14 protein-coding genes are annotated in these 13,782 nt (G+C 44.3%); 8 read left to right on the top strand and 6 right to left on the bottom strand.

The annotated features are described in order from the left end of the window. Nucleotides 1-309: 309 nt before the first annotated feature. The 6 genes from ACTQ16_RS06485 to ACTQ16_RS06460 all read left to right on the top strand — a co-directional run bounded on the left by ACTQ16_RS06485 (nucleotide 310) and on the right by ACTQ16_RS06460 (nucleotide 5,323). A complete protein-coding gene (locus ACTQ16_RS06485) occupies nucleotides 310-471 on the top strand; it encodes a hypothetical protein (RefSeq protein ID WP_294972616.1) in 162 nt (53 codons plus the stop codon). Next, the gene (locus tag ACTQ16_RS06480; RefSeq protein WP_441936685.1) at nucleotides 447-869 is read left to right on the top strand and encodes a hypothetical protein; all 423 of its coding nucleotides are present in this window, start codon (nucleotides 447-449) and stop codon (nucleotides 867-869) included. Before ACTQ16_RS06485 ends, ACTQ16_RS06480 begins: the two co-directional genes overlap by 25 nt. Before the next feature lie 164 nt (nucleotides 870-1,033). Next, nucleotides 1,034-1,564: a hypothetical protein gene (locus tag ACTQ16_RS06475; RefSeq protein ID WP_441936683.1), complete on the top strand. Its 531-nt coding sequence runs from the start codon at nucleotides 1,034-1,036 to the stop codon at nucleotides 1,562-1,564. A 33-nt stretch (nucleotides 1,565-1,597) separates the two neighbouring features. After that, nucleotides 1,598-1,981, top strand: coding sequence for a hypothetical protein (locus tag ACTQ16_RS06470; RefSeq protein ID WP_441936682.1), 384 nt, complete (start codon nucleotides 1,598-1,600; stop codon nucleotides 1,979-1,981). Between the two features lie 195 nt (nucleotides 1,982-2,176). Then, nucleotides 2,177-4,723, top strand: a complete 2,547-nt coding sequence (locus ACTQ16_RS06465) for a hypothetical protein (protein WP_441936680.1) — start codon at nucleotides 2,177-2,179, stop codon at nucleotides 4,721-4,723. Nucleotides 4,724-4,762: 39 nt separating this feature from the next. Continuing rightward, entirely contained in the window at nucleotides 4,763-5,323 is a 561-nt protein-coding gene (locus tag ACTQ16_RS06460) for a DUF5675 family protein (RefSeq protein WP_441936679.1), read from the top strand. A gap of 140 nt (nucleotides 5,324-5,463) precedes the next feature. Here ACTQ16_RS06460 and ACTQ16_RS06455 read toward each other — a convergent pair whose 3' ends face one another. Beyond that, nucleotides 5,464-6,063, bottom strand: coding sequence for a phosphoribosyltransferase family protein (locus tag ACTQ16_RS06455; RefSeq protein ID WP_294972480.1), 600 nt, complete (start codon nucleotides 6,061-6,063; stop codon nucleotides 5,464-5,466). A 188-nt stretch (nucleotides 6,064-6,251) separates the two neighbouring features. Here ACTQ16_RS06455 and ACTQ16_RS06450 point away from each other — a divergent pair, with 188 nt between their 5' ends. Further along, nucleotides 6,252-7,172, top strand: coding sequence for a YitT family protein (locus ACTQ16_RS06450; RefSeq protein WP_294972478.1), 921 nt, complete (start codon nucleotides 6,252-6,254; stop codon nucleotides 7,170-7,172). A 60-nt stretch (nucleotides 7,173-7,232) separates the two neighbouring features. Here ACTQ16_RS06450 and ACTQ16_RS06445 read toward each other — a convergent pair whose 3' ends face one another. The 5 genes from ACTQ16_RS06445 to ACTQ16_RS06425 all read right to left on the bottom strand — a co-directional run bounded on the left by ACTQ16_RS06445 (nucleotide 7,233) and on the right by ACTQ16_RS06425 (nucleotide 13,153). After that, entirely contained in the window at nucleotides 7,233-7,874 is a 642-nt protein-coding gene (locus tag ACTQ16_RS06445) for a DedA family protein (RefSeq protein ID WP_441932201.1), read from the bottom strand. Nucleotides 7,875-8,051: 177 nt separating this feature from the next. Next, entirely contained in the window at nucleotides 8,052-9,767 is a 1,716-nt protein-coding gene (locus ACTQ16_RS06440; RefSeq protein ID WP_295348259.1) for a glutamine--tRNA ligase/YqeY domain fusion protein, read from the bottom strand. 289 nt (nucleotides 9,768-10,056) lie between these two features. Further along, nucleotides 10,057-10,446, bottom strand: coding sequence for a hypothetical protein (locus ACTQ16_RS06435; protein ID WP_441936677.1), 390 nt, complete (start codon nucleotides 10,444-10,446; stop codon nucleotides 10,057-10,059). 62 nt (nucleotides 10,447-10,508) lie between these two features. Beyond that, a complete protein-coding gene (locus tag ACTQ16_RS06430; protein WP_441936675.1) occupies nucleotides 10,509-11,207 on the bottom strand; it encodes a phosphatase PAP2 family protein in 699 nt (232 codons plus the stop codon). Between the two features lie 29 nt (nucleotides 11,208-11,236). Next, a complete protein-coding gene (locus ACTQ16_RS06425; protein ID WP_441936673.1) occupies nucleotides 11,237-13,153 on the bottom strand; it encodes an LTA synthase family protein in 1,917 nt (638 codons plus the stop codon). Nucleotides 13,154-13,343: 190 nt separating this feature from the next. On the opposite strand from ACTQ16_RS06425, the gene ACTQ16_RS06420 reads away from it, so the two are divergent. Then, nucleotides 13,344-13,778, top strand: a complete 435-nt coding sequence (locus tag ACTQ16_RS06420) for a helix-turn-helix domain-containing protein (RefSeq protein WP_153126155.1) — start codon at nucleotides 13,344-13,346, stop codon at nucleotides 13,776-13,778. The last annotated feature ends 4 nt before the right edge of the window (nucleotides 13,779-13,782 follow it).

Here is a 13,782-nt window from a genome sequence, read left to right as displayed (position 1 = left end):
TTTTCGCAACACTAAGGTAAGTGAAAATTCTGACATGGCAAAATCCTGGGCAACTTTTTGTTGCTCAGGCACTTATAAATAATGTTAAACTATAGTGTTGCGGAATTAAGGTCTATAAAATAAATACAAAAAAAGAAAGTAAAATCTGATAAAATCGGAGACTACTTGTCCCCTAAGGGTGTATGCCCTTATAGCTCTCCTGGAATTTGCTTGTACCAGCAAAATTGTTAGCGCAAACAGACTCTGACGTCCTCTACTAAGGAACGAGCGACAAAGAACTAAATTTCTAACAAATATAACCTAAGAATTATGGGGAGATTTATTATCAAGCTCGTGCGCTTGATGTTGAAGTATGGGCGATTCTGCCTTGTTAGCGTGGTCATTCAATTGAATGGAAACAGCAAGTATATTGAGTATATGAACAACGAATTTAAGGAGGAGAAGCCATGCTTGGAGAAGGAAGAACTATAAACGTAACGGGCAATGCCTGTTATATAGAGTATGTGGAGAATTGGTATATGAATGGTAGCTCCACAAAGAAGCACAATGCCAATCCTGCGGAACGCATGTCGGATGACCTGAAAGGAGAGGAGGGTCAGGAAGTCTTGAAGGAACTGCAGGAGTATGGGTTACTCGATGAGAACTTCTGCCCTCTGGAGTTATCAAACTCAGAGTCTGCTGTCCTTGCCTATCAGATAGCTATAACGCTGGATATAAAGGATGTGTGGAAAGTATTCTCTACTCTTTGGGAGGTTTCCCCCAATGCCCTGAGAGCTGCTTATAATAGAGCAATGGATCAGAAGAAGACGAGAAAATTCCTGGAAAAACTACCCCCTTCACTGAAGGATGGTACTAGTACGCGTACATAGTACGTACTAGGTAAGTATGGAAATATATCCGTATCTTTGCACCCGTAATCAGACGAGTAAAGTCTGGTTGCGGGCGTTTTTTGTTTATAGGAATCCGGTACCGTTCCTGAAACAGAAATTTGGCGAATATCTCGCAGCCCAACCCTTTAACATGATATATTGATATGGCAGAAAATGCTTATGTATTTTTTCATCCGCAGTATGGTGGATTGAGAGTGGTGAACTACGACGGAGGGTTGTTCTTTTGCCTCGAGGATCTGGTTGCCATCACTTCTATCGGCAGAGAGACATTGTTCCCTGTATTAGCCGACACGGAGGGGAAAGTGGTAGAAATGTATGTGGAAGCGGAAACAAAAAAGGTGCCGAAGGATTTTACACATCGTTTGTTTTTCGGTGAATTCTTTGGCAATGCTGACAAGGTGGAGCGAAAAGGTAAAATAGCTTGGAGAGATATGATATTCGTAGACTCTCAGGTGGTGAGAGATATGACCATAGGCTGTTCGAAAGATCCTGAGCGTAAGTTGTTCTACAAGTGGGTCAAGGATTTTATCCAGCCTGTGATGGAGGACGAGGACAGCTGTTGGCGTTATGAATGTGTCATGATGAAAAGTATCTGTTATGACCCTCTGAAAAAACCGATAAACATTCGATATGATGTCGACGGCCTGTATATCAACGATATGAGAATCAACTGACATTATTCATCTTATAAACAAGTGATTACAATCATGAAACAAGCAGCAAAGAAGCAGCTCCTCAACGCCCAGAAGGTGGACGGAGCCATCATCAGTGAGGAAAACGGTACCATCGCCTTCCGCAAGGCGCCATGGAACGATACCGAGGTTATCTGCGAACAGCCTAAGGTGATACCGGGCAGAATGGTATGCTCTGGCGAGAAGAGAGGCGACGAGTTCGACTTCAAGCCTTACGAGCGTACGGGTGAGAAGATCTTCGAGGAAATCTTCAAGACCAACCATGCCGTGGTGCGCACCACCAAGCGCACGGTGCAGGTGAACTATACCTTCAGCCGTGACCTGGACAAGCAGGATATGCTGCGCTACCTCAAGGCAGAGCACAAGGAACTGATTGCCGGATTCAAGGAGAAATTATAAATTACAGAACTTTCACATGTGGGGAAGTTAAGGGAAGTTAGGGAAGTTAGAGGGAAGTTAAGGGACAAATGTCCTACGTTTTATGCAAAATAACTATTGTCTCTTCACTTCCCGAACGACCGTAGGGAGTGATAACTTCTTTAACTTCTTTAACTTCTGAACTTGCGAAATCATTCAATATTCAAAATTTAAACGATGGAACATATTATAGCATATAATCCGTACAAGAATGGCAATATGGGGAGCGTAAGCTCCCAGCCACTCTCGGTCTACGACAAGACCATCGCTTATCCCTGGATGGCAGACCTGGTAGCTGCCATCCGTGGGGGTAACGACGGACTGAAGAAGCAGCTGCCTTTCCGCTGCGCTCACTACTACCAGTTCCGAGACAACAGACGCTCGCAGAAGAACGCCGTGCCCGAAAGCTTCCTCTTCCAGACCACCATCGACGTGGATGACAAGGAATATGTGGATAAGGCGATAGAGAAGGCACGAGAGCTGAACTGTAGCGATACCATCTGGAATGGAGCCCTGTTGCACCTGGAGTACTCAGCCCGCAAGAAGCTGCACATCGACATCCGCATGCCCATCGGCATGACTATCGAGGAGACGCAGCGAGCCTATTGCGAGGCACTGGGCGTGCCTTACGACGAGAGCTGCATCACGCCAGAACGCATGCTCTTCATCACCGATAAGGCGTCAGAAATCTATCGCTCGCCCCACTGGTACGAGGTGCTGCCACAGGAAGAACTGAAGAAGCGCAGACAAGCCTACCTGACTCGTGGCCTCACCATTGACGGAAGACAGCAACAGGGCACCCAGCCCAAACCACTCAACATTCAACATTCAAAACTCAACACTCAACAAAATGTTCAAGACCATCGACTTCCGGGCTCTGACAGCCATCACGCTGTTTCTGCTGGCTCTGCTATTCAGCCTGCCCAACCTTGTGATAGCAATGCTGCTCATGCTGCTCATCTCAGCCCTGCTGGAGCTCATCAGGATGCTGGGGCTGTGGCAACCGGCAAGAACCTCGCAGCCTTCGACCTCTTCCGCAATGCTGCAGGCCTGAAGGACGTAGACATCAACACCCCAGGCTCGCGTCACTCATCGCTCCTGGCTATCATGAGCGCAGGCGCATCGAGAGTGATGCCCGAGGAGGAACTGAAGGCGGTGGTGGCACAGAAGATGCCCGCCTTCTCGCAGGAGCGTGACTGCCAGCAGCTCATCCACGACTTCTATGCGAAATATGGTGACAGTTCGAAACCGATGTCACAAGCCGTGATCCGCATCAATGCCCAGGCAGAGAAGTCATCCCAGAAGGATGCCGTGTCGTTCAAGACCATGAGTTCCGAAGATGGCACGGATTCCAATGCGGAAGATGATAAAATGGCTCCGCCTCCTATGCCCGAACATCTCCCAAAACTCGTGGAGCTTCTGCTGTCGAAGACCCCGGACGTCTATAAGCCTGCCGTGGCACATGCCATCTTCCCGCCACTTGCTACACACCTCTGCAAGACCACCTTCAAGTATATTGACAATGTGGAGCATGAGGCTACCCTGATGTGCTGTCTGCTGGCGGGCACGGGCGCAGGCAAGAACTGTGTGCAGATGCCCATCAACATGATTATGGAGGACATCAGACAGCGCGACCGTGAGAACCTGAAACGGGAAAAGGAATGGAAAGAGGAGGTGACACGCAAGGGCGCCAACAAGGACAAGCGCAAGCGCCCGGAAAACCTCATCATCCAGGAGATAGATGCAGATATGACCAACCCGGCCTTCGTGATGCGCACGGCTGAGGCTCAGGAACATTTCCTCTATACAACGCTCAACGAGATAGACCAGTTTGATGCCCTCAAGGGGCAGGGCAACCAGCAGTTCAAGATCATGTGCCTTGCCTTCGACCCGGGCAACCAGTACGGTCAGACGCGCGTGGGTACATCGAGTATCACCGAGCGTATCACCATCCGGTTCAACTGGAATGCATCGACCACCGTCCAGCTGGGGCAGCGATATTTCTCAAAAGTGCTCACCGACGGACCTATCAGCCGCATCAACTTCTGTACCATCCCGGAGCGGGAAATCGGAGCCGAAATGCCAGTATACGGCGAATATGACGATGCCTTCAGAGAGGCGCTCAGACCTTACATAGAGAATCTGTGCAAGGCATCGGGTAGGATAGACTGCGCTGAGGCCTTCGCCCTGGCAGAAAAGTTGAAGGAGGAGAACGCAGACTTTTCGCGCATGTCGCAAAACAGAGTGTTCGAGAATCTCTCCTTCCGTGGCAACGTGATTGCCTTCCTCAAGGCTTGTGTGCTATACGTGGCAAACGGCTGCAAATGGGAACCCGAAATAGACGAGTTCATCAGATGGAGCGAGAGTTACGACCTGTGGTGCAAGATGATTTTCTTTGGCACAGGCATAGCCAAGGCTAATGAGGTAGGAGAGAAATCGAGCAAGCGAGGACCTACCAACCTGCTGCAGCTATTGCCTGATACCTTTACCTACACCCAGGCTGAGATGGTGCGTCTGCAGAACGACTTTGGCAAGAAGGGTACGGCGATAATGCTGAGAAACTGGGTGAACCGCCATTACATCGAGAAAATTCCTCCGAAGGGAGCAAATACCGACGGAGCTGACGGAAAGCAGGGTGGAAAGGTATTCAGTATTCAGTTATTCAGTTTTAAGAAGCTATTATATCGTTCTGACGGACTCGACCTGAGAGGCTTCAACGTTTAATAGTTTTACAAAAAACTTAACACTTAACATTCAGACAAAATGGAAATAGTATTAAAGAGAATAGCTAAAAAAAGAAATTATACCATCGGCAGACTCTATCTTTTGGCCGATGATAGTGTAAAGCGTATCTCGCTGCCCGGCAAGAAGATAGGCGATAAGAGTACATTGGTTCATACCTTTGACAGCCAGTTGCTGTCAAAGGATACGTATCTCTGCGATACCATGGAGCCAACATGGCGCAATCTGTTGGGTATCAAGCTGAAGCCAGAGGAAGTGGATGTCCGCTATGGCCGCAAGAGTGGCAAGAAGGCACGTAAGATACCTGGTCATACGGCCATTCCTGAGGGCTCATATCCCGTGGTCATATCGTATTCGCCAAGATTCAAGCGTTGGCTGCCATTACTGTTGAGCGTGCCGAATTTCGAGGGAATCCGGATCCATGCCGGCAATTATCCTGACGACACGCAAGGCTGTATCCTCGTTGGGGAGAACAAGTTCGAGGGCATGGTGGTAGACTCCCGCATCTGGCTGGGCCGCCTGATGAAGCGCATCACTGAGGCGCAGGAGCAGGGAGAAGCCGTATGGATCACGATAATCTAAGTATGATTATCTTATAGAAAGAAAAGGGGATGGATTTCACCTGTTATTAAGGTGTATCCATCCCTGATTCTTTATCCTAATTTTCTTCAATGTACTCTTTGACGGGGTGACCTGAGGCTAGCTTTGACATCGTGAATGATTTATATTTTCTGATCATAACCATCAGAAATCTTTTTACCTAAAGCCAATGCGCCTATCACGGAAGCACCCATTGCCTTGAGCTTTTCTGCAAATCGGGAAATGGAACCACCTGTGGCTATCATGTCATCAAACAGCAAAACCTTTTTCCCTTTAAAGAAAGACTCATCAATATGAAGCGTATCTGTTTCATCGCCATCCTCATCTTTCTCTGTCGTATAGCTAAAGGCATCGTAAGCATTCTGAAGTCCGGTCTGTGCGCAAACCTGTTCACTGAAGCTATGGAAACGACGCTCTGTGTGCTTTTTCAATGAGGCAGGAATACAGACAAGCGTAATGGATGAACTTTCATTGCCCAAAACATCTTTAAGAAAGGATACAACCATATCAATAGCCTTTTTTAAAGCTTGCTGATGATCTATTTCTGTCGTCAACTCAGAGTTTCCTTTAAAATTGACTATAAGTTCACGCTTCTCCCATTCCTCTGGCGAAAGTTCAAAGGTACCAAAGGCACTGAAAGCCGCATAATCGACCAACCAATTGTAGTGAAGACCATCACTAAGACATGGCCATTGACTGATGTTTTCTGAAATAACTGCCATAGACAAGATTGATTTTTCTAATTACTAGTATATGTTCTGTTGATAGCGACTGATAGCTACCTTCTGCAAAATTATAAAAATATATTGATATAGCCATGCTTTTTATCGATTTTTTTGTTTTTTTTATTTTGTGTTGTCTCTAAAAAGCAGTAACTTTGCACACGAAATCAAAATATACATAATTATATATGACAAGAAAAAGTAAAATTCACGAAATCCGTGATTACATGATTATTGCATTGGCAATGATTGAGGGAAGTATCGGTCTTAACATTTTCCTGCTTCCAAACCATATTACGATGGGTGGAGTAGGAGGTATCGCTTCCATCCTGTGCTGGGGATTCGGCATTCCGGTATCTGTATCCTACTTCGCACTCAATGTTTTCCTGCTGATTATTGCCTTTCGTATCTTAGGCTATAAATTCTGCCTTAAAACCATTTATGGAGTGGCTATCTTTGCCATTACCTCGCGCATTATTGAGACCCAGACCGTGGGAATGACTCCTCTACTGCACGACCAACCCTTCATGGCAACGGTTATCGGTGCATTCTTCATGGGAAGCAGTGCAGGACTTGGACTTTCAGCCAATGGTTCTACGGGAGGTAGTGATACGGTAGCCGCCATGATCAACAAGTACTGGAACATTTCATTGGGGCATGCTATCATGATTTGTGACCTCTGCATCATTACCAGTTCTTATTTTGTTCTTCAATCTTGGGAACAGGTCATCTATGGCTATGTCTGTCTTTTTGTGGTATCGATTTGTGTAGACCATATTGTCAACACACTTCGCCGCTCGGTACAGTTCTTCATCATTTCAGATAAATATCTGGAACTGAGTGCAGCCATCAATACTGCAGCCGATAGAGGATGTACTATCATGGATGGTCATGGATGCTATAGCGGCAAGGATGTACACATGCTCTTTGTGTTGGCCCGACAGCGTGAATCGCAGAAAATATTCCGTCTCATCGATGAAATAGACCCTGCAGCATTCGTCAGTCAAAGTGCCGTTATTGGTGTGTACGGTGAAGGATTCGACCGTTTTAAAACCGGCAAGACTATCAGTATTCCTGGTAAGAAGCTTGTTGCAAGCTTTAAATCATAAAAAAAGCGGGGGCGTCATGGATATATGGCGCTCCCGCTTCTTCGTTTCAGTATATTGAAATTATTTTTTCTTCATTCCTTTATAGACAAGGAAAGCTACTACTATCACAGCCAAGCCCAGGATGATATAGCCCAACTCATGGCTGTATTTCAAGGCCTGCTGATAAACATCCTGTGTGGTCTTATAATCAGTATACTTATAAATACCCCATCCGATGGTAGCCAGAACCGTATTCCATACACCTGCACCTATTGTGGTATAGAGCAGGAATTTGCCTACATGCATACCTGCCAGACCGGCAGGAATACTGATAAGCTGACGGACAGCAGGCACTAAACGACCAAATATGGTAGAGGCAGCACCATGCTTGCGGAAATACTCTTCTGCCACTTCAACCTTCTTGCGGTCAATCAGGCACATGTGTCCCAGGCGGCTATCTGCAAAACGATAGATGATAGGGCGACCCACCCATTTTGCCAAATAGTAATTAATCAACGCACCGAGGTCTGCACCGACAGTTGCAAAAACAATAACCAGAAGGAATGACATTCCACTGTTTGGATCCATCGCCTTCCACGCTGCTGGCGGAACAACAACCTCAGAAGGAAAAGGAATGAACGAACTTTCGATAGCCATGAACAGTGCAACCACCCAATAGCTCAAATTATCTAGAATCCAAAGAAAAAGATCTGCTGTATTCATTATCCTAATATAATCTATTCTTGTTTCGCAAGTTCAGAAGTTAAAGAAGTTATCACTCCCTTCGGTCGTTCGGGAAGTTAAGAGACAATAGTTATCTTGCGTAAAACGTAGGACATTTGTCCCTTAACTTCCCTAACTTCCCTAACTTCCCTAACTTCCCCACATGCGAAAGTTCTGTTATTTATTCTGCTTAGCCCAAGTGTCCTTTAAGCCAACAGTCTTGTTAAATACAGGTTTTTCTGCTGTGCTGTCAAGATCAGCCATGAAGTAACCGATGCGCTGGAACTGGAGATATTCACCAGGCTTCTTGCCGGCAGCATACTCCTCAACATAGCAGTTCTTGTAATCGTGGAAACTTTCCGGATTGAGCAGCTCACGGAAGTCGCGCTCATCAGCAGAAGGATTCTCGATGGCAAAGAGTCGGTCATATTCACGAACCTCAGCCTTTACGCAATGGTCAGCAGATACCCAATGGAGTGTACCCTTCACCTTGCGGTTAGCACCTTCCATACCGCTCTTGCTGATAGGATCGTACTCAGCCTGAATCTCAGTGATAACGCCATTCTCATCCTTGGTACAGCCTGTACACTTCACGATGTAAGCGTTCTTCAAACGAACTTCCTTACCAGGAGTCATACGGAAGAACTTCTTTGGAGCATCTTCCATAAAGTCAGCACGCTCAATCCAGAGATTCTTTGAGAAAGTAATGGTATGTGAGCCATCAGCCTCATTCTCAGGATTATTGATAGCCTCCATCTCCTCGCTCTCACCCTCAGGATAGTTGGTGATGACAAGCTTAACCGGGTCAAGCACAGCACTTACACGACAAGCTTTCTTGTTCAAGTCCTCACGTACAGAAGCCTCCAGGAGAGCCATATCATTAAGGGCGTCAAACTTGGTATAACCGATACTGTCGATGAACATGCGGATGCTCTCAGGAGAATAACCACGACGGCGCATTCCGCAAAGTGTAGGCATACGAGGATCATCCCAACCGTTTACCAGATGCTCATCCACCAATGTATGAAGCTTACGCTTACTCATTACAGTATAGGTAAGGTTCAATCTGTTGAACTCAATCTGACGTGGACGGTTATCATTCAAAACATTGTCTGTGCCATCCTTTTCCTTCAAGAAGTCTATAAACTTATCGTAGAGAGGACGGTGAGGAACAAACTCCAAAGTACAGATAGAGTGGGTTACACCCTCAAAGTAGTCACTCTGTCCATGAGCAAAATCGTACATTGGATAAGCATTCCACTTAGTGCCTGTGCGATGATGAGGAGTATGAATGATACGATACATGATAGGGTCACGGAAGTGCATGTTAGGGTTAGCCATATCGAGCTTGGCACGCAGCACCATACTTCCTTCCGCAGCCTCAGGTGTATTCATCTTCTCAAAAAGAGCAAGGTTCTCTTCGATAGGACGGTCACGGTAAGGACTGGCAGTACCAGGAGAAGTAGGAGTACCCTTCTGCTCAGCAATCTGCTCAGCAGTCTGCTCGTCGATATAAGCATGACCTTTCTTGATCATCCAGACAGCAAACTCCCACAACTTCTCAAAGTAATCGGAAGCATAATATATATTACCCCACTTAAAGCCAAGCCACTGAATATCCTGAAGAATATTTTCTACATATTCATTGTTCTCCTTACTAGGATTGGTGTCATCGAAACGGAGATTACATACTCCATTATATTTCTCTGCAACACCAAAGTCCATACAGATGGCCTTGGCATGACCAATATGAAGATAGCCATTTGGTTCTGGCGGGAAACGGGTTTGTATTCTTCCACCATTCTTACCTTCCTTGAGATCTTCCTCAACTAATTGCTCGACGAAAGAAAGACTTTTCTTCTCTTCAAGCTTCTTTTCCTCATTAATTGCCATATATCTTATTTATTATATTGTTATTTTTGGTGCAAAGATACAAATTTAATTGCAAGTACGGAAATTATCTAAACATTATTTATAATATCAGTATGGAATATTCTAAAACATGTTCTTAAACATATAAAAATATTTGTTTTTCTCGTGTAAAACAGCTACCTTTGCAACCGTTATCCTGAATACAATCTTTTTACCTTAAAGAATGCTAATACTTTAAATAGAAGCACCCCCACTGTGAAGTGGAGGTGCTTTGCTTTTTATATCATTCTGTAAAGTGAATTCTATCGCTTTACTTGGTCTCAGCTGCCTTACGGAAAGTCTCATTCTTCAACAAAAGAGAGCCCTCTTCTGCATCAATAACAGCCTGATCCTTAACCTCTGCATCCAAACCTTTACGGACAAGATTGATATTGACTGTAGAATTCTCTGGCTTAACCATGAGCTCCCACTTGAAAAAGTCCTTGTCAAGACCGGTTGTCTTTACGGTAAAGTCGCTATTGATAGTAATGATACGCTTACCATCAGCGCTCTTGTATTCACCGGCAACCTTCTGCTGAGTAGCAGAATCTGTGATTACTTCTACAACAGGTTCAGCTGCTGGAGCTTCCTTCTTTGTCTGCTGGCATGCTGTGAATGCAAACAGTCCCATGGCAATGGCCATAAATGTCATTTTTTTCATAATCCTTATATTAATTATATGTTTATAAATAAATTTTGTCGTTCCCAGACAGAGTCATAGACTTATCTTATGTTTATACCGTACATCATCAGTATCCCACTCGCACAGATGATAATCCATATAGATACCAGCCCAGTCAAGATTGGTACATAGGAAAAGCGCAGGTAATTCGTTGGCTTGAAGCTATCCGTATATTTCCTGAGGAAATGCTGGAAGACATAATAGCAGAGTGTAGCATAGATGAAACCGATGACTGTTCCTACCAACACATCGCCAAAATAATGCACTCCCAGATACATTCTGGAGTAGCAGGTTATCAGCGCCCAAAGACAGAGAAACAGAGTCAGTTTACTTCTCCGTACAAGATGCCTCGCAAAAAAGGCCATTCCCCATGCATTGGCTGCATGGGATGAGGGAAATCCATAGGCTCCACCACGATACCCCTGAACAATATGAACCATCGGGGAAATCGGATTGTCGGGATTGCTCGGGCGCATTCTTCCTATCATAGGCTTCAACAGACCTGAGGCTGTCTGATCACAGAGCGCAATGATGAGTGTTATTACTATTAGAGTGGTAAGCACAACCTTGACAGGAAAGCTTCTGACCATGACAAAGAGAAAGCTTGCATAAAACGGAACCCACACGAAACGATCGGAAAAAATCAACATGAAATAATCCCAAAAGTCACTATGAAAGCCATTGAAAAACAGAAAAATCTGCATATCAATGTGTTCTAATTGTTGAATGAATTCTATCATTTTTCTTTCTTTATCTTACTGATTTTATTCTATTTTTTGCTTGCTATATCATCATACAGCTTCTGCAAATAAGCCTGTCCGCGCTTTAAATTATATCCTTTTCTACCTTGATCATACACAATCTTCTGTGTCTTGTTGTCATAGATGATTGAATTGTCTTCAGAAACCATACCAAATGCATCCGGCACATCAAAGAAGGCAAACTTAGGCGTTGCATCACTCATCATGTTCTTGCTGAACAGGAAATCCTGATGCTTCACACCCAGCTGTCCGAGAAGAGTTGCTGCAATATCGTTCTGTGAGCCTACAAGTGCCACCTTCATAGGGCGGGCAATAGCACCACCTGTCAGGATAAGCGGTATCTGATAACGTGATCTGTCAAAATTATCAAGATGTTCTTTATAACCACCCACATGATCAGGAACCAATACTACCAATGTATTCTTCCATCTAGGAAGTTTGCTATATTCTCTCATAAGATGACCTATCACGCTGTCTGTATAGGCAAAAGCATTCAGACGCTTGTCCTTCAACCGGCTATAGGGCACGTCAAACGGCTCATGACTGCTGGATGTCTGGAAGATGCGCAACATAGGATGCTTTACATGCTGTTCCTTTTTCAAATCAGACAGCAATTTTTCAGCCACAATATGATCGTGCACTCCCCATTTGCTCAGCTTATCTTCAATCGGGAAATCAGCATCAGATATTATCTTCTGATATCCTTGCGAAACAAGATAAGAACGCTGGTTGGCAAAATCAACATCACCACCATAATAATAAGCATTCTGATAATTCTTAGCCTCAGCTAAAGAACGGGCTATAGAAGGAAGCTGGGCAGTCTTGGCAGGGTAGCGCATGATGCTCATTGTTGGCTGTGCCGGATAACCACTCAGAATAGAAACCAATCCTCTGTCTGTTCGGAAGCTGTTGGCATAGAAACGCGTAAAGAGGATGCTCTTCTGCGCAATTGAATCGAGCTGGACTGCTACATTCTTCACCTTGCCCATAGACGGCATGATGTCGTTGGCAAAACTCTCCATGATGACAATCAAAATGTCGGGATTTCCCGTCTTTCTTGCCTCTTCATTGAGAAGAGGGTAGGTATTAACATCACTGGAACTGACCAGCTCTTTGAAAAGCTTGTCAGCCTCAGCATTATCCATATAGCGATATTGAGCTGCAAAATCTTCCTGATGCGAAAGCGACTCAAACAGGCTGAACATAGGATTGACAGCTGCATGATTAAGAAATGCATCCTGACAAAAATAAGCCTTGCCTGTATTATTCGTCGACACTGTAACTCCACCACGGATAGGAAGGAAAAGCAATGCTGTGAGCACTAACAGAATGAGCGATGAACGAAGGCGATGACGCTCTATATCGCTATCATAAGAGGAACGGTGTCCACCACGGCAATCACCGAATCCATAACTCGTATATCTGCTGCGATAAGTTTTCTTCTTAATGGTAACACGAAGTATAAACCATACACCTATAGCAGAAATAAGAATTGCTAAAAATGCCAGGATGATGTAAAGGAAACTAACACTAGCCAAGGCGTCTTTAGGCGAAGTGAAAAAATAGAAAAGCGGTGTACTGTCCAGAGGGAAATTCCAATACGGATAAAGTCCTAAGTTCAGTGCAAAAAGGAATGCCCCCATGAAGGCGACAATACCGAAATAAATATTCAGGATAGGGTAAACCAGTTTCTTCCGAATCCAGATAGACACCAGAAGCAATAAACCGGGAATAACAGAGAGATAACCTGCCATTCCTAAATCAAGCGACAACCCATGCCAGATTACCTGAGGCATATAGTCCCAAATATTTATTGTTTGAGGAGCTGTAGAAGACTTTTCCAAAAGAAGAAAAAGAGGCTTCTGCACCACGAACAATATCACCAGAATAACGTATGTTTTTATGAATGACAATATCTGTTTCATATCCTAAATTTCATTTATTTGTATATTAACTTGCGTAACATTTTCTATATAAAAGATGTATACGAATGCAAAATTAGCCATTTTATTTCACATAAACAATAATTTTCTCTTCTTTTTTAAAAAAAATGGAAAAAAATTTGGTAAATCAAAATATATTTACTAACTTTGTTGTATCAAATTTATTACAGATATGGCTAAATATAACATTCAACCTAAAAAAGAAAAGATGGCAAGGTATCAAACCTTGTTGAGCGAGGAGACTAAAGACCGCCTCCACGATGACATCTTGCGTATGTTGGTTTCAGAACAAAAGTACAAGGATCCTGCATACAATTCACGCAGACTTGCAGAGGATTTGGGAACAAATTCCCGCTACATTTCTGCTGTTTGTGCAACAAGATTCCACAAGAACTATTCTGAACTTGTAAACGACTATCGTGTAAACGATGCAATGTCATTGCTTACTGACAAGCGATATGCCAAAATGAGTGTAGAAGACATTGCAGAAATGGCTGGTTTCAGTACCCGTCAGAGTTTCTATGCAAACTTCTACAAGCGCATGGGCATAACTCCTCGTCAGTATCGATTGAACCAGAAAGCGAAATACGAGAAAGCAAAGCAATAGAAAC

This window comes from Prevotella sp. LCP21S3_D2, assembly GCF_052118345.1.
Taxonomy (GTDB): Bacteria; Bacteroidota; Bacteroidia; order Bacteroidales; family Bacteroidaceae; genus Prevotella.
The sequence above is the reverse complement of the archived record's forward strand: the minus strand, read 5'-3'. Positions and strand labels throughout refer to the sequence as shown.